The sequence below is a fragment of the Luteimonas soli genome, assembly GCF_042648865.1.
Taxonomy (GTDB): Bacteria; Pseudomonadota; Gammaproteobacteria; order Xanthomonadales; family Xanthomonadaceae; genus Luteimonas; species Luteimonas soli.
Genome location: NZ_JBHRYA010000003.1, coordinates 804,087 through 820,453, shown reverse-complemented (window position 1 = coordinate 820,453; position 16,367 = coordinate 804,087). Strand labels below are relative to the sequence as shown.

Below are 16,367 nucleotides of genomic sequence, written 5' to 3'. Positions count from 1 at the left end.
GCCTGATGGAAAGAGCTCGCGGCTGAAGCCGCTCCTACAAAAACGACGGCAGCACGGACATCGGAACCCCCATGCAATCCAACCGCCAGACCCGCCAGACCATCGTCCGCCTGCTTTCGGGCATGGGCAGCACGAAGGAAATCAGCCAGTACCTCAAGCGCTTCTCGCAGCTCGAGGCCGCGCGCTTCGCCGTGGTCAAGGTCGGCGGCGCGGTGCTGCGCGACGAACTCGACGCGCTGGTCTCGTCGCTGGCCTTCCTGCAGCAGGTCGGGTTGACCCCGATCGTCGTGCACGGAGCCGGCCCGCAGCTGGACGAAGCGATGCAGGCGGCCGGGATCGAGAAGCAGGTCGTCGACAACCTGCGCCACACCGATGCCGCGGTGCTCGGCGTCGTCCGCCGCGTGCTGCGGCGGGAGAACCTGCGCCTGGTCGAGGCGCTGCAGGCCGAGGGCGTGCGCGCGACGTCGATCCAGTCCGGCGTGTTCGAGGCGGCATTGCTCGACCGCGACAAGTACGGCCTGGTCGGGCGCGTGGCCAGCGTCGACACCGACGGCATCCATGCAGCGATCAAGGTCGGTTCGATCCCGGTGATCGCCTCGCTGGGCGAAACCGCCGACGGCCAGATCGTCAACGTCAACGCCGACTGGGCCGCAAACGAACTGATCAAGACGCTGCAGCCGTACAAGATCGTGTTCCTCACCGGCACCGGCGGCCTGCTCGATGGCGAGGGCAGGGTGATCGACTCGATCAACCTCAGTACCGAGTACGACGAACTGCTCGCGCAACCGTGGCTGCACTCGGGCATGCGGGTGAAGATCGAGCAGATCCATGACCTGCTGGCGGCGCTGCCGCCGTCTTCGTCGGTGTCGATCACCCGGCCGGAAGAGCTGGCCAAGGAACTGTTCACGCACAAGGGCTCGGGCACGCTGGTGCGGCGTGGCGAGCGCGTGCTGCACGCGGTGCGTTGGGACGAACTGGACCTGCCCAGGCTGCGCGAGCTGATCGAGTCGGCCTTCGGCCGCCGGCTGGTCGACGACTACTTCGAGCGCACGCCGCTGCTGCGCGCCTATGTCAGCGAGCATTACCGCACCGCGGTGATCCTCGTCGACGTCGACGGCGTGCCTTACCTGGACAAGTTCGCGGTGCTGGACGACGCCCAGGGCGAGGGCCTCGGCCGCGCGGTGTGGCAAGTGATGCGTGAGGAAACGCCGCGCCTGTTCTGGCGATCGCGCCACCACAACGCGGTCAACGCCTTCTACCACGCAGAAGCCGACGGCTGCGTGCGGCAGGAGCGGTGGCGGGCGTTCTGGTACGGACTGGACGGCTTCGCCGCCATCGAACGCGCGGTGGCGCACTGCGCCGTGCGCGAACCGACCCTGAGGGACTGAGCGATGGCTGCGAGCGACCACGCCTGGAAGATCCCGCCGCGGCTTGCCGGCCGCCACGTCGCGATCGAGCCGCTGTCGCCCGTGCACGCCGAGGGCCTGCGCATCGCACTTGGCGACGGGGAACTGTCGCGCTGCTGGTACACCAGCGTCCCCGCCCCGGGCGATGCCGCGGCCTACATCGATGCGGCACTGGAAAAACAGGCGCGCGGAGGTTCGTGGGCGTTCTCAGTGCTCGACGCCGCGGGCGAAGTGGTCGGCAGCACCCGCTACTACGACATGGACGCGGCCGTCCCGCGGTTGCAGGTCGGCTATACCTTCTACGCCCCGCGCGTGCAGCGCACCGGCGTGAACACCGAAGCCAAACTGCTGCTGCTCGGGCATGCGTTCGAAGCCATGGGCTGCATCTGCGTGGGGTTCGAGACCAGCACCCACAACCAACGCTCGCGCGCGGCGATCGCGCGACTGGGCGCAAGGCAGGACGGCATCCTGCGCAGCCACCGCCGCCACGCCGACGGCAGCGTGCGCGACACGGTGGCGTTCTCGATCATCGAACAGGAGTGGCCGGCGGTGAAACACAACCTGCAACAATGGCTCGAACGCGGAGGGCGCGACCATGCCTGACACCAGGACCGTCGGCATCGTCGGCGCGCGAGGCCACACCGGGGCCGAACTGATCCGGCTGGTTGCCGCGCATCCGGGATTCGAGCTGGCTTTCGTGTCTTCTCGCGAACTCGACGGCCAGCCGGTGTCGGCGCACGTACCCGAATACCCGGGCTCGCTGCGCTACGCCAACATCGCGCATGAGGAACTCGGCGATTTCGGCGTCGATGCGTGCGTGCTGGCGTTGCCGAACGGGAAGTCCGACGCTTGCATCGCCGGCCTGGGCGCACGCGGAGGCGAGCCGGTCATCGTCGACCTGTCCGCAGACCACCGCTTCGACGACGACTGGTACTACGGCCTGCCCGAGCTCACCCGCGACCGCTACGTCGGCCAGGAACACATCGCCAACCCCGGCTGCTACGCCAGCGCGATGCAGTTCGCGATCGCGCCGGTGCGCGACCTGGTCGAGGGGCCGGTGCAGTGTTTCGGCGTGTCCGGCTACTCCGGCGCCGGTACCACGCCGTCCGATCGCAATGATGTCGACAAACTGCGCGACAACCTGATGCCGTACGCGCTGGTCGACCACCTGCACGAGCGCGAAGTCAGTCGGCAGTCGGGCCTGGCAGTCGAGTTCATGCCGCACGTGGCACCGCATTTCCGCGGCCTGACGGTCACGGCCAACCTGCATCTGCGCGAGCCGACCACGCTTGATGCGGTGCGTGCGCGCTACGCCGACCGCTACGGCGACGAACCGCTGCTGCGCGTCGACGACAACGCGCCGTGGGTCAGCCGCATCGCCGGCCGCCATGGCGCCGAGGTCGGCGGCTTCACGCTGTCGAACGACGGGCGCAGGCTGGTCGTCGTCGCAACGCTCGACAACCTGCTCAAGGGCGCGGCGACGCAGGCGATGCAGAATCTCAACCTGGCCCTCGGGTTCCCGGAGACCGAGGGCATTCCGGTGGAATGATCACCTCGCTCCCTCCCCTGCGCAGGCAGGGGAGGGCTGGGGGAGGGGTGTCTTCCGGATCAGTGCGAACCGTGGGCACCCCCTCCCAGCCTCCCCCTGCCGTCGCAGGGGGAGGGGCCAAGGCAACAGCTCGCGGCTGACGCCGCGCCTACAGAATTGCGGAAGGAGAACACCCCATGTCCGACCTGCTCTGGCAAAAACCCGGCGTCGCCGTCGACGCGCAGATCCAGGCCTTCCTGGCTGGCGACGACGTGATCCTCGATCGCGAATTCTTCCTCCATGACATCGCCGCCAGTCGCGCGCACGCGGAAGGGCTGCAGCGCATCGGCATCCTGTCGGCGGACGAGTTGACTGGGATCGCGCATGAACTCGGGACGCTTGCCGACGACTTCCGCAGCGGCACTTTCGTGCTCGACGAGCGTTTCGAGGACGGCCACTCGGCGATCGAGGCGCGGCTGGTCGATCGACTCGGTGATACCGGCCGCCGCATCCACACCGGCCGCAGCCGCAACGACCAGGTACTGGTCGCCACGCGCCTGTGGCTGAAGGAGAAGCTGGCGCGTACGCAGGCGCTGTGCCTCGAAGCAGCCGAGATGGCCCTGCAGCGCGCCGGCGCCGAGGCCGGCGTGCCGCTGCCCGGCTACACCCACCTGCAGCGGGCAGTCGTGTCTTCGGCGGGGATGTGGTGGGCGGGCTGGGCCGAGGCCTTCATCGACGATTCGCAACGCGCCCGCGACACCGCGGCATGGATCGACGCCAACCCGCTGGGCAGCGCCGCCGGCTACGGCGTCAACCTCGCGCTCGACCGCGACCATGCCACGCAGATGCTCGGCTTCGGCCGCATGCAGGTTGCCGCGACCTACGCCCAGCTCTCGCGCGGCAAGTTCGAGCTCGCCGCGCTCGAGGCCCTGGGCAGCGCCATGCTCGACCTGCGCCGCATCGCCTGGGACCTGTCGCTGTTCACCAGCGCGGAATTCGGCTTCGTCGCGCTGCCGCCGGAGTACGTCACCGGCAGTTCGATCATGCCCAACAAGCGCAACCCGGATGTCATCGAACTGATGCGCGGGACCTATGCCAGCGTCGCTGCGGCGAAGTCCGAGATCGAACACCTGTTGTCGCTGCCATCGGGTTACCACCGCGACCTGCAGGTCACCAAGGGTGCGCTGTTCCATGGCTTCGGCAAGGGGTTGCAGGCGCTGGCGCTGTTGCCCGACCTGCTGCGGCGCATGCAGTGGAATCCGGACGCCATGCGCGCCGCGCTGGATCCGTCGATGTACGCCACCGACCTCGCCGTCGATCTCGCACGGCAGGGCATGCCGTTCCGCGACGCCTATCGCCAGGCCGCCGACCCCGGGCGCTGGGAGCAGGGCGATCCGCAGGCCAGCCTCGCCGCGCGCGTCTCGCCGGGCGCGGCAGGCGACATGCGCCTCGATGCTTTGCACGCGAGGCTGGCGGCGTTGCGCTGAACCGCTGAATTGCATGATCGCGTAAAGTCGGATCTCCGCCACCGGGGATCCGACATGCGCATTGCGAACTTCCGCCTGTCCTGCTGCCTGCTGCCGGCCTTGCTGCTCGCGGCGCCCGCCGTGGCGCAAACCGCTCCGGATACGCCGGACATCCCGCCGCAGTTCGTCGCGCCCACCGGCGATTACGACTACGAGAAGCGCGAGGTGATGATCCCGATGCGCGACGGGGTCGAACTGTTCACGGTGATCGTGGTGCCCAAGGGTGCGAAGGATGCGCCGATCGTGCTCACCCGCACGCCGTACAACGCGGCCGGCCGCACCAGCCGCATGGCTTCGCCGCGGATGCTCGACATCCTGCCGCAGGACGACGAAGTGTTCGTGCGGGGCGGCTACATCCGCGTCGTCCAGGACGTGCGCGGCAAGTACGGCTCCGGCGGCGACTACGTGACCGCGCGTCCGCTGCGCGGGCCGCTCAACGACAGCGACACCGATCACGCCACCGACGCCTGGGACACCATCGACTGGCTGGTGAGGAATGTCCCCGAGTCCAATGGCCGGGTCGGCATGGTCGGCTCCTCGTACGACGGATTCACGGCGGCGATGGCGCTGTTCGACCCACACCCTGCGCTGAAGGTGATCGCGCCGTACAGCCCGATGGTGGACGGCTGGATCGGCGACGACTGGTTCAGCTATGGCGCCTTCCGCCAGGTCATGTTCCCGTATTTCACCGGCCAGATGACCAGGCACGGCCGCGGCGTGCCCATCGCCAGCGCCGGCTACGACGACTACACGACGATGCTGCGCGCCGGTTCGGCTTCCGGTTACGCGAAGTCGATCGGGCTGGAGCAGGTGCCGTTCTGGCGCAAGCTCACCGAGCATCCTGCCTACGATGCCTTCTGGCGCGAGCAGGCCGTGGACAAGTTGCTGGCGAAGGTGCCGCTCAAGGTGCCGACGATGTGGCTGCAGGGCCTGTGGGACCAGGAGGACATGTACGGCGCCAACCACGCCTACGCGGCGATGGAAGGCAAGGACCGCGGCAACGACAGCAATTACCTGGTGATGGGTCCGTGGCGGCACAGCCAGGTCAAGGTCGACGGCCGCTCGCTGGGCGCGTTGCAATGGAATGGCGACACCGCGCTGCAATTCCGCCGCGACATCCTCAGGCCGTTCTTCGACCAGTACCTGGTGCCCGGAGCACCGAAGGCCGACACGCCGCCGGTACTGGTCTACGACACCGGCGCCAACCGCTGGGATCGTTTGCAGGCCTGGCCGCAGAGTTGCGCGAAGGGCTGCGCGGCGAAGTCGAAACCGCTGTACCTGCGCGCCGGCGGCGCGCTGTCGTTCGAGGCGCCGGTGGCGGGGCAGGCCGAATACGACGAATACGTCTCCGATCCGGCCAAGCCGGTGCCGTACCTGCCGCGCCCGGTGAGCTTCGGCGACCGCGAGGGCTGGACGACGTGGCTGGTGCACGACCAGCGCTTCGTCGACGGCCGCCCGGACGTGCTGACCTGGGTGAGCGAACCGCTGACCGAACCGCTGCACATCGCCGGTGAGCCGATAGTCCATTTGCAGGCCTCCACGACGGGCAGCGACAGCGACTGGGTGGTCAAGCTGATCGATGTCTATCCCGAGACCGTGGCATCGCGGCCGGAGATGGGTGGCTACCAGCTGCCGCTGGCACTGACCATCTTCCGCGGCCGTTATCGCGAAAGCCTGGAGACCGCCACGGCGATCGAGCCGGGCAAGGTGCTGGCCTACGAGTTCCCCCTGCCCAATGCCAACCACACCATCCAGCCCGGGCACAGGCTGATGGTGCAGGTGCAGTCGACCCTGTTCCCGCTCTACGACCGCAACCCGCAGACCTTCGTGCCGAACATCTTCTTCGCCAGGCCCGGGGATTACCGCAAGGCGACGCAGCGGATCTGGCATGCGCCCGGGGCGGCCAGCCATATCGAGCTGCCGGTGCGCTGAGGCTGCCGGCTCGCCGCGTCTCTCCAGCCATCGTCATTCCCGCGAAGGTGGGAATGACGACGTGGGGGTTGCCGTTTAGCGAGTACCGGAATCGCGGGGCCGCGCTACCAGCAATCCTCCAGCACCCGCGGCTTGCACGCCTGCCAGCCGCCGACGACCATCAGCGCCACGCTCGCACCTAGCATCGCGAACGGCCATGTCCAGCCGCCCGTGGCCTCGTGCAGCACGCCGAACAGCAGCGGCCCCAGGCATGCCAGCGCATAGCCCACGCCCTGCATGAATCCCGACAGCGAGGCCGATCCGGACGACGTGCGCGTGCGCAGGTTGATCAGGGTCAGGCCGAGCGGGAAGGTGCTGGGCCCCAGGCCCACCAGCGGCACCCACAGCAGTGGCGCGGCCATCGGCGCCAGCAGCAGCCCCGCGAAGCCGGCGAAATGGCAGGCGGCGCACGCCAGCACCAGCGGGAACGGGTTGGCCACCCGCACCGCAAGCGCCGGGATCGTCAGCGCGCCGGCCAGCCCCAGCGCCGAGTACAGCGCCAGCATCGTGCCGCCGAACGCAGGCGTGGCGCCGGCCTCGGTGAGGATCTTCGGCAGCCAGGTGAACATCGAGTAGGTCGCCAGCGAGGTCATGCCGAACATCAGCGCCATGCCCCAGCCCAGCGACGTGCGCCAGACCTTGCCCCGCGGCGCGGGCGCGGCCAGCTCCGGGGCCTCGTCGCCGGCCACGACCGCGGCGTCGTGGCAGCGGGCGAGGTCGGACTCCCGGCGCCGCCCGATCCACAGCACGCCGATCCACGGCAGCGCGGCAGCCACGGCCACCAGCGCCCAGGCACCCATCGAGATGCGCCAGCCCACGGCCGCGGCCACCGGCACGGCGAGCAACGCCGGCAAGATGGTGCCCAGCTGCAGCACCGTGATGTACAGCGTGCTGAGCATGCCGACGCGGTCGGCGAAATAGCGCTTGACCAGTGGCGGCAGCACCACGTTGCCCATGCCCATGCCGGCCAGCGCGACGATCGAGCCGAACAGCAGCCCGCCGGTGCCGTCGGCCAGCGAGCGCAGCACCAGCCCCAGCGCGGCCAGCGCCATCGACAGCAGCGCCGCGCGTTCCAGGCCGATGCGGTGGGCGATGGACGGCGTGGCGACGCCGAACACCGCGAACGCCGCGCTCGGCAGCATGCCCAGCACGCCCGCCATGGTGCCGCCGAAGCCGAACACGCGGCCCAGCTCGTCAAGCAGCGGCGTGATCGAAGTGACCGCGGTGCGCAGGTTCAGCGCCGAGAGCACGATGCCGGCCAGCACCAGCGCACGGCCTTCCGCCAGGGCCTGCCCCGGACGCGATCCGGGGCGGAGTCGGGTGGACGAAGGCGGGGAAGGGGAGGTTTTCATGCGTTCCGCTTTCCACGGTCGCCGGGAAAACGGCCGGATACGAAAAAACCGGCGCGAGCCGGTTTCGTCTAACTCGTTGATTCGATTGGTCGGGGAGACAGGATTTGAACCTGCGACTTCTACGTCCCGAACGTAGCGCTCTACCAGGCTGAGCTACACCCCGACTGGGTGAGCCGCGCATTGTAATGAGCCGGGCGGGCTCGCGGCAATAGCCCGGCTACTGTTCGTCGCGTTGGCGGCATCGCGCGGGGCCGGCCGGGCGCAGCGGCTAAACTGTGCGGCTAGCGCATTCACCCGGAGTCCAGACTTGATCAAGCCCCGCACCCCGCCCGGGGTCATGGAGCTGCTGCCCCGTGACCAGGTCGCGTTCCAGCGCATGCTGGACACGATCCGCCTGACCTTCGAGCGCTTCGGCTTCCTTCCGGTGGAAACGCCGGTGTTCGAGCTGTCGGACGTGCTGCTGACCAAGTCCGGCGGCGAGACCGAGCGGCAGGTGTACTTCGTGCAGTCGACGGGAGCGCTTGAGAAGGCGGCGGACGGCGCGGTGGATGGCGGGTCGAGACCCGCCCTGCCGGAGTTGGCACTGCGGTTCGATTTGACCGTGCCGCTGGCGCGCTACGTGGCCGAGCACGAGCACGAGCTGGCGTTCCCGTTCCGCCGCTACCAGATGCAGCGCGTGTACCGCGGCGAGCGCGCCCAGCGCGGGCGCTTCCGCGAGTTCTACCAGTGCGACATCGACGTGATCGGCAAGGACGCGCTGTCGCCGCGCCACGATGCCGAGATCCCGGCGGTGATCGCGGCGGTGTTCGACGCGCTGGACATCGGCGAATTCACCATCTGGCTCAACCACCGCAAGCTGCTGCGCGGCTTTTTCGAAGGGCAGGGCATCGAAGGCGACCGCCAGCTGGCTGTGCTGCGCGAACTGGACAAGCTGGACAAGCGTGGCGAGGACGCGGTGCGCGCGACGCTGGTTGGCGAAGGCTTCGGCCTGTCCGCCGATGTCGCCGATCGACTGCTGGCGTTCTCGCGCGTGCGCTCGACTGGCCACGACGACGCGCTCGCGAAGCTCGACGCGCTCGGCGCCGGCACGCCGCTGTTCGAAGAGGGCCGCGGTGAACTGCGCGAGCTGCTCGGCCGCCTGAAGGCGATGGGCGTGGCCGAGTCGCGCTACGCGATCAACCTGTCGATCGCGCGCGGCCTGGACTACTACACCGGCATGGTCTACGAGACCACGCTGGACGCCTACCCGCAGATCGGTTCGATCTGTTCGGGCGGGCGCTACGACAACCTCGCCAGCCACTACACCAAGTCGAAGCTGCCGGGCGTGGGCATTTCCATCGGCCTGACGCGGCTGTTCTTCCAGCTGCGCGACGCGGGACTGGTCGCGGGCGCCGACAGTTCGGTCGACGCGCTGGTGACCCTGCTCGACGACGCCGGCCTCGACCACGCTCTGGCGCTGTCGCAGGCATTGCGTGCGGCGGGCCTGAACGTGGAAACGCAGCTGGAACCGCGCAAGCTGGCGAAGCAGCTGCAGTACGCCGACCGCGCAGGAATCCGCTTCGTGGTGATCCGCGGCGGGGACGAAGCCGCGCGCAGCGCGGTGGCGGTCAAGGACCTGCGGCGCGGCGAGCAGTTCGAGGTGATCGAGGCCGAACTGGCGCAGCGGCTGCTCGAAGCGCGCCAAGAACCATGAACCCTGTGGGAGCGGCTTCAGCCGCGAGCTGTTGCTCTTGCCCCTCCCCCTGCGCCGGCAGGGGGAGGTTGGGAGGGGGTGGCGTCGGTGTCGGCGCAGCCGATCGCAGGCATCGTCGGTGCCCGCGCAACCCCTCCCCAACCCTCCCCTGCCTTCGCAGGGGAGGGGGCAGAGGCAAAGCTCGCGGCTGAAGCCGCTCCCACGAAAATCCGGGCTGTACCGGCCCCGGGCGGACGCAGACGACAGGACCTTTGCGACATGAAACCCATCCTCCTCGACGGCAAGTCACTCACCCAGCACCAGCTCGCGGGGATCGCCTACGGCGCGCCGGTGGAACTGGCGGCCGACGCCCTGCGCGACGTCGCTCGCGCCGCGGAGTTCCTCGCCGAACAGGTGCGTCGCGAAGAGCCGATCTACGGCGTCTCCACCGGCTTCGGCAGCAACGCCGACAAGCTGCTCGGCGCGCATCCGCTGCGCGACGAACTGCCCGGCGCCGTGCCCAGCGGCCGCTCGCTGCACGAGGAACTGCAGACCAACCTGATCGTCACCCACGCGGTATGCGTGGGCGAGCCGTTCGCACCTGACGTGGTGCGCGCCATGCTCGGCATCCGCATCAATACGCTGCTCAAGGGGCATTCGGGCATCCGTGTGGAAACCCTGCAGGCGCTGGCGGCGATGCTCAACGCCGGCGTGGTGCCGGTGGTACCGCAGCTCGGTTCGGTCGGCGCCTCGGGCGACCTCGCGCCGCTGTCGCACCTAGCCATCGTGCTGCTCGGTGGCGGCGAGGCCTTTTACCAGGGCGAACGCATGCCGGGCGCGCGGGCGCTGGAACGCGCCGGCCTGCAGCCCGTGTCGCTGTCCTACAAGGAAGGCCTGGCGCTTAACAACGGCACCGCGCAGATGCTCGCCACCGGCGCGCTGGCGCTCTCGAAGCTCGAGGACCTGCTCGACACCGCCGACCTCGCCGCGGCGATGACCATCGACGCCTTCGCCGGCCGCATGGGTGCGTTCGCCGAGGACGTGCACGCGCTGCGCCCGCATCCCGGGCAGGTGCGGGTGGCGGCGAACCTGCGTTCGCTGCTGTCCGGCTCCACGCTCGCCGACATCCCGTACCACCTCGTGCCGAAGTTCCGCTCGTGGCAGCCCTCGAGCTGGGACGGCGGCGACGCGCAGGCGCTGAACTTCGACATCGGCTGGGAGTGGGTGCCGTTCTCGCAGCGCCACGGCCGCGAGAAGTTCTACCAGCGCTTCAAGCCTTTCCGTGGCGGCAAGAAGCACCAGCCGCAGGACAGCTATTCGCTGCGTTGCATCCCGCAGGTGCACGGCGCGGTGCGCGACGCGGTGGCGCAGGCGCGGCGCGTGCTCGACATCGAACTCAACGCGGTCACCGACAACCCGCTGGTGTTCCCGGACAAGCAGGCCGAGCACGTCGAAGAGCAGGTAGTGTCGGCCGGCCATTTCCACGGCATGCCGCTGGCGCTGGCGATGAGCTACGTCAAGGCGGCGATCCCGGTGCTGGCCTCGATCTCCGAGCGCCGCCTCAACAAGCTGGTCGACCCCGCGACGAACGATGGCCTGCCTGCATTCCTGATCGGCAACGAGGACGGCACCGAGTCGGGCTTCATGATCGTGCAATACACGGCGGCGGCGATCGTCAACGACCTCACCAGCCGCGCGATGCCGGCGTCGGTGTATTCGATCCCGACCAGCGCCAACGCCGAAGACCACGTCTCCATGGGCGCCAACGAGGCGCGCCACGTGCTGGCCATGGCCGACGACCTGGGCAAGGTGCTGGCGCTGGAGCTGTACACCGCGGCGCAAGCGCTGGACCTGCGCCGCGAGATGATCGGCGCCGCACGCGGCCTGGCCGGGCGCGCCGATGCGCACGCGCTGGCGGAGAAGGTGCAGGGTGCGCCGGCGGCGGACGCCGGCGCGCACGCGGGATTCCTCGACGAGGTCGGAGCACTGCGCAGCGAACTCGCGTCCGGCGACGACTACCACCCCGGCAGGGCTGTCGCCGCGGCGCATGCCGCGCTGCGCGAAGCCATTCCGTTCCTCGACCGCGACCGCGCGCTCGACGGCGAAGTCGCCGCCGCCGTGCGCCTGGTGGCAGAAGGGCGCCTGCTCGCCGCCGCGCGTGGCGTGGTCGCTGGCGGATGAACCTTCCCCTGCATACCGGTTGGCTGGGCGCGCTGGAAGCGGGCGCGCTCGCATTCGTGATTGGCCTGCTCGCCTACCTGCTCAGCCACTTCGTCGCGCGCGCCCTGCGCTGGCCTGAAGGCCACGCCATCGGCTGGGCCGCGTTCGCGGCAGTGGCGATCGGCGCCGGCATCGACCTGTGGCACCTGTTCTCGCTCTTCTTCGTCAATCCCGGCTCGCCGGCGCGCGTGCAACTTGCACTGGCTGGCATCCACGACCCGTCAGGCCTGGGCACGCGCGCGGTGATGGAAATTTTCGGCGCGCTGGGCGGCGTGTTGCTGGCGTGGACGTGGTTCGAGTCGCGCCCGAAGAATCGGAACCCGTCCTCGTAGGAGCGGCGGAAGCCGCGAGCTCTTGCCCCAAGGAATTCGCGGCTTCCGCCGCTCCTGCGAGGGCAATTGCAGGGCGGGGATCAGGCCGCCGTGATCGACGTCTTCACGCAGTCGCGGCCGTTCGCCTTGGCGGCGTACAGGGCGCGGTCGGCAATCTCGAGGGCGGAGTCGATGCTGTCGATCGAGCCGGGCGGGATGGTGTGGACGCCGACGCTGGCGGAGATGCGGATGCTGTGTCCCTGCGTGCCGCACGGGCTTTCGACCAGGCTGCGGCGCAGGGCTTCGGCGACTTCGACGGCGTCGTGCAGGTCGTGGTTGGGCAGGCCGACCACGAATTCCTCGCCGCCGAACCGCGCCAGCAGCGCGTCGTGCGCGCGCAGCACCTTGCCGATGCGCTGCGCGGTGAAGCGCAGGCAGTCGTCGCCGACCAGGTGGCCGTAGCGGTCGTTGATGGCCTTGAAGTGGTCGAGGTCGATCATCAGCAGCGAAACCGCCCGGTGCGACTGCTGGCCATCGACCAGCATCTTCTCGAACATTTCGTGGAAGTAGGTGCGGTTGTACAGGCCGGTCAGCCCGTCGCGACGGCTGGAGTCGCGCAGTCGGCCGTGGGCTTCCTCCAGTTGCACCAGCGCGGCACGGACTTCCCGGGTGCGCTGCGCGACCTTGCGCTCGAGCTTCTGGTTGGCGTCGCTGACGATGCGCTCGTTCTCCCGTCGCAGCGACGCGTAGCGGTTGCCCAGCGCGACCGACAGCAGCAGCATCTCCAGCGCCGAGCCGATCTGCACGCCGTACTCGGTGTAGAAGGTCTTGGGCAGCGCGCCGAAGGCGACCAGGGTGAACATGGTGGTGCCGAGCAGGAACATCGCCCAGGCCAGCATGAACAGCCGCGCGGGCACATAGCCGCGCCTGACCACGACGATGCCGGCCACCGCGATCCACAGTACGCCGACCAGCACCACGCGCGCGGCCAGCGGCGTCGCGATGCGATACGGCAGCCACAGCGATGCGATGCCCAGCAGCACGAAGAACCCGATCAGCGCCAGGCTGACGATGTTGCCCCGCGGGAAGCGCTTCCCGAGCTCCAGGAACGTGCGCGCGAACTGCTGCATGCCGATCAGCGCCAGGCAGATCGACAACGGCACCGATTTGTCGGCCCACCACGCGGAGTCGGGCCACAGGTATTCGAACCCCAGCCCGTTGAGCGTGAACAGCACCATGCCGAACGCGCTGAGGTGGAACAGGTACCAGAAATAACTCGAGTCGCGCAGCATCAACCACAGCACGAGGTTGTAGAAAAACAGCGCCAGCAGGATGCCGTAGTAGATGCCGATCGCGAATTGCGCATCGCGCGCGAGTTCCGCGAACGCAGTCTGGGTCATGATCGCCAGCGGCACCTGCATCGAGCTTTCGCTCTGCACGCGCACCAGCAGTTCGACCGGCTGCCCGGGCGGCAGGTCGAGCAGGAAGTTCGGGTGGCGGTCGCGGATGCTGCGCGCGCTGAAGGGGCGGTGGTCGCCGCTGGCGTGGTGGACGACGCGGCCGTCGGGATAGCGGACGTACAGGTCGAAGAAGTCGCTCAGCGCGTACTGCTGCACCAGGACCCAGCGGGTCTCGGCGTCGTTCCCGTTGCGCACGGTGGCGTGGAACCAGTAGGCGCCCGGCTGGAACCCGAACTCCGACTGGCCGTCGGGCAGTGGCGCGAATTCGCCCATCGCCACGCGACGGAACGCATCCGCCGGTTCGTCGACGGCGCCGGCATCCTGGCGGTAGCCCACGTAGGGCGAGAGCTGGACTTCGTCGTGGCCGGGAGTGAGCTCGAGCGCGGGCAGGGCGGCTTGCGCTGCGCACGGCAGGGCGGCCGCAAGCAGCAGTGCGGCCAGCCATGCAAGCATCCTTTCGCTGCGCATTTCCTCGTCCCCTGGTGTCCCCATCCCGGCCGGCCGGTGTCGTCGGCATTCTACGGCAGCCGCGCGGCAATGGCCGCTGCGCGGCCCACCCCGGCCGGCGGCATAATGGAATCGATTCCAGCAGGAGAATGCGATGCGCCGCGCAATGGTTGCCATGCTCTGGTTCGCCTGTGGATGCGCAGCGGCGCAGACGCCCGGCGGCACGGTATTCGAAGACGGCAACGGCAACGGCGTGCGCGACGCCGGTGAACCAGGGGTCGCCGGCGTGGCGGTTTCGAACGGTCGCGAGGTCGTTCGCACCGACGGGCAGGGGCGCTACGCCCTGCCGATGCCGGCTGGCGAGACCGTTTTCGTGATCCAGCCGGCCGGCTGGACCGTGCCCGCGGGCGCAGACGGGCTGCCGGCGTTCTGGTTCCAGCAGCCGCTGGCGACCGCGTCGGGGTTGCGCCATGGCGGCCTGCCGGCCGGCGCGCCGCGGTCGCGCGTTGATTTTCCGCTGCGCAGGGCGGCGACGAGCGATTCCGGCCTCGACGTGCTGGTGTTCGCCGATCCGCAGCCGAAATCGCGGACCGACATCGACTATTACCGGCGCGACATCGTCGAGCCGCTGCGCGGGACGAACGCCGCGCTCGGGCTGACCCTGGGGGACATCGTCGACGACGACCTGTCGCTGTACCCGGCGATCAAGGCGGTGACCGCATCGCTGGGCGTGCCGTGGCTGCACGTCGCCGGCAACCACGACATGGACCTCGATGCGGAGGACGACGCGGATGCGCTGCAGACCTTCCGCCATCAGTTCGGCCCCGACACCTTCGCCCGGGAGGAGGCGCAGGCGACGTTCGTGCTGCTCGACGACGTGATCCACCAGCCCGGCATGAAGCCGGCGTACGTCGGTGGCTTCCGCGACGACCAGTTCGCCTTCCTCGAAGCGTACCTGCCGACCGTGCCGAAGGAGCGCCTGCTGGTGCTGGGCATGCACATCCCGCTGTTCGAACAGGCCGGCAGGGACACGTTCCGCGACGCCGACCGCGAGCGGCTGTTCGCGCTGCTGCGTGGTTTCCCGGACGTGCTCGTGCTCAGCGCGCACAACCACACGCAGCAGCACTGGTTCCACGATGCGGCGACCGGCTGGCACGGGGCGCAGCCGCTGCACGAGTACAACGTCGGCGCCGCCTGTGGCGCCTTCTGGTCGGGCGTGAAGGATGCCGACGGGATTCCCGACGCGACCATGGCCGACGGCACGCCCAACGGTTACGCCACGCTGAAGGTGTCGCGCGGTGGCCGCTACGCGCTGGCCTGGCATCCCGCGCGACTGCACGGCGACGATCCGGCGTTCACCTCCGCGATGGCACTGCACGCGCCGAAGGTGCTGCGCGAAGGGGCGTATCCGGCCTGGGGCGTGTACGCCAACGTGTTCATGGGCCGCGACGACACGCGCGTGGAGTATCGCGTCGAAGGCGGCGAGTGGATGCCGATGAGGCGGGTATCGCAGCCCGACCCGCGCCTGCTGGTCGAGAACATGCGCGACGACCTTGCCGACACGCTGCGTGGCTACGACCGTTCGCCGGAGGCGAAACCGTCGGCGCACCTCTGGCGCGGAGCATTGCCGACCGATCTGGGTGCCGGCGAACATTTCGTGGAAGTGCGTGCTTTCGATCCATGGCAGGGCGAACAGCGCGCAAGCACGTCCTGGCGACTGATGCAGGCGTTGCCGTGAAACGGAGCGCGGCCAAGGCGGATGGGGCGGCTACGGCGAGCAGCCAGGGCACGGCAGCCGCGCTGCCAGACGACCTGCCGGTCAAGCCGTTCCGCACCGCGGCGGCGTGGGAAAAGTGGCTGGCCGCGCATCGCGAGGGCCGCGGAATCTGGCTGAAGATCGCGAAAAAGAACTCGGGCATCGCGACGGTGACCTACGCAGAAGCGCTCGAGGTCGCGCTGTGCCACGGTTGGATCGACGGCCAGAAGCGCGGCTGCGACGAGCGGTACTTCCTGCAGCGGTTCACTCCGCGTCGGCCGCGAAGCGTGTGGTCGAAGATCAACGTCGGCCACGCGGAGCGACTGATCGCCAATGGCCGCATGCAGGCGGCGGGACTGCGCGAGATCGAGGCGGCGAAGGCCGATGGTCGCTGGGACGCTGCCTATGACGGTGCGGCGACGATGGCGGTGCCCGATGAGCTGGCCGCCGCGCTTGCCGGCAATCGCAGGGCGCGTGCCTTCTTCGACAAGCTGGACAGGACCAACCGCTACGCCGTGTGCTGGCGCGTGCAGACCGCGAAGAAGCCGGAGACGCGCGTGGAGCGTGCCGGGAAACTCGTGGCGATGCTCGCGAAGGGCGAAAAGATCCACGGTTGAAGCCGGCTCCACGACGGCGTCGGTGCTGCCTGGCCTGCCCACGGGTCGGAGTCATGCTCCCCGGCGGCTTTTGACTTCCGAAGCGTCGGGAGCGCAGCCCC

12 protein-coding genes and 1 tRNA gene are annotated in these 16,367 nt (G+C 69.2%); 10 read left to right on the top strand and 3 right to left on the bottom strand.

All coding sequences use genetic code 11. The features are described 5' to 3' along the window. The first annotated feature begins 71 nt into the window (after window positions 1-71). From ACFONC_RS06975 to ACFONC_RS06955, 5 genes are all read left to right on the top strand, one after another. Entirely contained in the window at window positions 72-1,388 is a 1,317-nt protein-coding gene (locus ACFONC_RS06975) for an acetylglutamate kinase (RefSeq protein ID WP_386742984.1), read from the top strand. 3 nt (window positions 1,389-1,391) lie between these two features. Next, window positions 1,392-2,009 carry a GNAT family N-acetyltransferase gene (locus ACFONC_RS06970; RefSeq protein ID WP_386742983.1) on the top strand — a complete coding sequence of 206 codons (618 nt, stop codon included), beginning with the start codon at window positions 1,392-1,394 and terminating at the stop codon, window positions 2,007-2,009. Beyond that, window positions 2,002-2,955 (top strand): N-acetyl-gamma-glutamyl-phosphate reductase, encoded by a 954-nt coding sequence (gene argC / locus ACFONC_RS06965; protein WP_386742982.1) that lies wholly within the window; start codon window positions 2,002-2,004, stop codon window positions 2,953-2,955. Before ACFONC_RS06970 ends, argC begins: the two co-directional genes overlap by 8 nt. 176 nt (window positions 2,956-3,131) lie before the next feature. Continuing rightward, window positions 3,132-4,421 (top strand): argininosuccinate lyase, encoded by a 1,290-nt coding sequence (gene argH / locus ACFONC_RS06960; RefSeq protein WP_386742981.1) that lies wholly within the window; start codon window positions 3,132-3,134, stop codon window positions 4,419-4,421. Between the two features lie 54 nt (window positions 4,422-4,475). Further along, window positions 4,476-6,392, top strand: coding sequence for a CocE/NonD family hydrolase (locus tag ACFONC_RS06955; RefSeq protein ID WP_386742980.1), 1,917 nt, complete (start codon window positions 4,476-4,478; stop codon window positions 6,390-6,392). Window positions 6,393-6,496: 104 nt separating this feature from the next. Here ACFONC_RS06955 and ACFONC_RS06950 read toward each other — a convergent pair whose 3' ends face one another. Together ACFONC_RS06950 and ACFONC_RS06945 are read right to left on the bottom strand one after the other, a co-directional pair. Beyond that, window positions 6,497-7,783, bottom strand: a complete 1,287-nt coding sequence (locus tag ACFONC_RS06950) for a CynX/NimT family MFS transporter (protein ID WP_386742979.1) — start codon at window positions 7,781-7,783, stop codon at window positions 6,497-6,499. 86 nt (window positions 7,784-7,869) lie between these two features. Beyond that, window positions 7,870-7,946: transfer RNA gene (locus ACFONC_RS06945), tRNA-Pro, on the bottom strand. A 144-nt stretch (window positions 7,947-8,090) separates the two neighbouring features. Here ACFONC_RS06945 and hisS point away from each other — a divergent pair. From hisS to ACFONC_RS06930, 3 genes are all read left to right on the top strand, one after another. Continuing rightward, a complete protein-coding gene (gene hisS / locus ACFONC_RS06940; protein WP_386742978.1) occupies window positions 8,091-9,476 on the top strand; it encodes a histidine--tRNA ligase in 1,386 nt (461 codons plus the stop codon). Between the two features lie 258 nt (window positions 9,477-9,734). Beyond that, a complete protein-coding gene (locus ACFONC_RS06935) occupies window positions 9,735-11,636 on the top strand; it encodes an HAL/PAL/TAL family ammonia-lyase (protein ID WP_386742977.1) in 1,902 nt (633 codons plus the stop codon). Continuing rightward, on the top strand, window positions 11,633-12,007 hold the full coding sequence (locus ACFONC_RS06930) for a hypothetical protein (protein WP_386742976.1): 375 nt from the start codon (window positions 11,633-11,635) through the stop codon (window positions 12,005-12,007). Before ACFONC_RS06935 ends, ACFONC_RS06930 begins: the two co-directional genes overlap by 4 nt. Before the next feature lie 80 nt (window positions 12,008-12,087). Here the strand turns inward: ACFONC_RS06930 and ACFONC_RS06925 are convergent, their stop codons facing one another. Next, complete coding sequence (locus ACFONC_RS06925; RefSeq protein WP_386742975.1) at window positions 12,088-13,914, bottom strand: sensor domain-containing diguanylate cyclase; 1,827 nt, start codon at window positions 13,912-13,914, stop codon at window positions 12,088-12,090. Window positions 13,915-14,047: 133 nt separating this feature from the next. On the opposite strand from ACFONC_RS06925, the gene ACFONC_RS06920 reads away from it, so the two are divergent. Together ACFONC_RS06920 and ACFONC_RS06915 are read left to right on the top strand one after the other, a co-directional pair. Continuing rightward, the gene (locus ACFONC_RS06920) at window positions 14,048-15,631 is read left to right on the top strand and encodes a calcineurin-like phosphoesterase C-terminal domain-containing protein (protein WP_386742974.1); all 1,584 of its coding nucleotides are present in this window, start codon (window positions 14,048-14,050) and stop codon (window positions 15,629-15,631) included. Continuing rightward, the gene (locus ACFONC_RS06915; protein WP_386742973.1) at window positions 15,628-16,266 is read left to right on the top strand and encodes a YdeI/OmpD-associated family protein; all 639 of its coding nucleotides are present in this window, start codon (window positions 15,628-15,630) and stop codon (window positions 16,264-16,266) included. Before ACFONC_RS06920 ends, ACFONC_RS06915 begins: the two co-directional genes overlap by 4 nt. The last annotated feature ends 101 nt before the right edge of the window (window positions 16,267-16,367 follow it).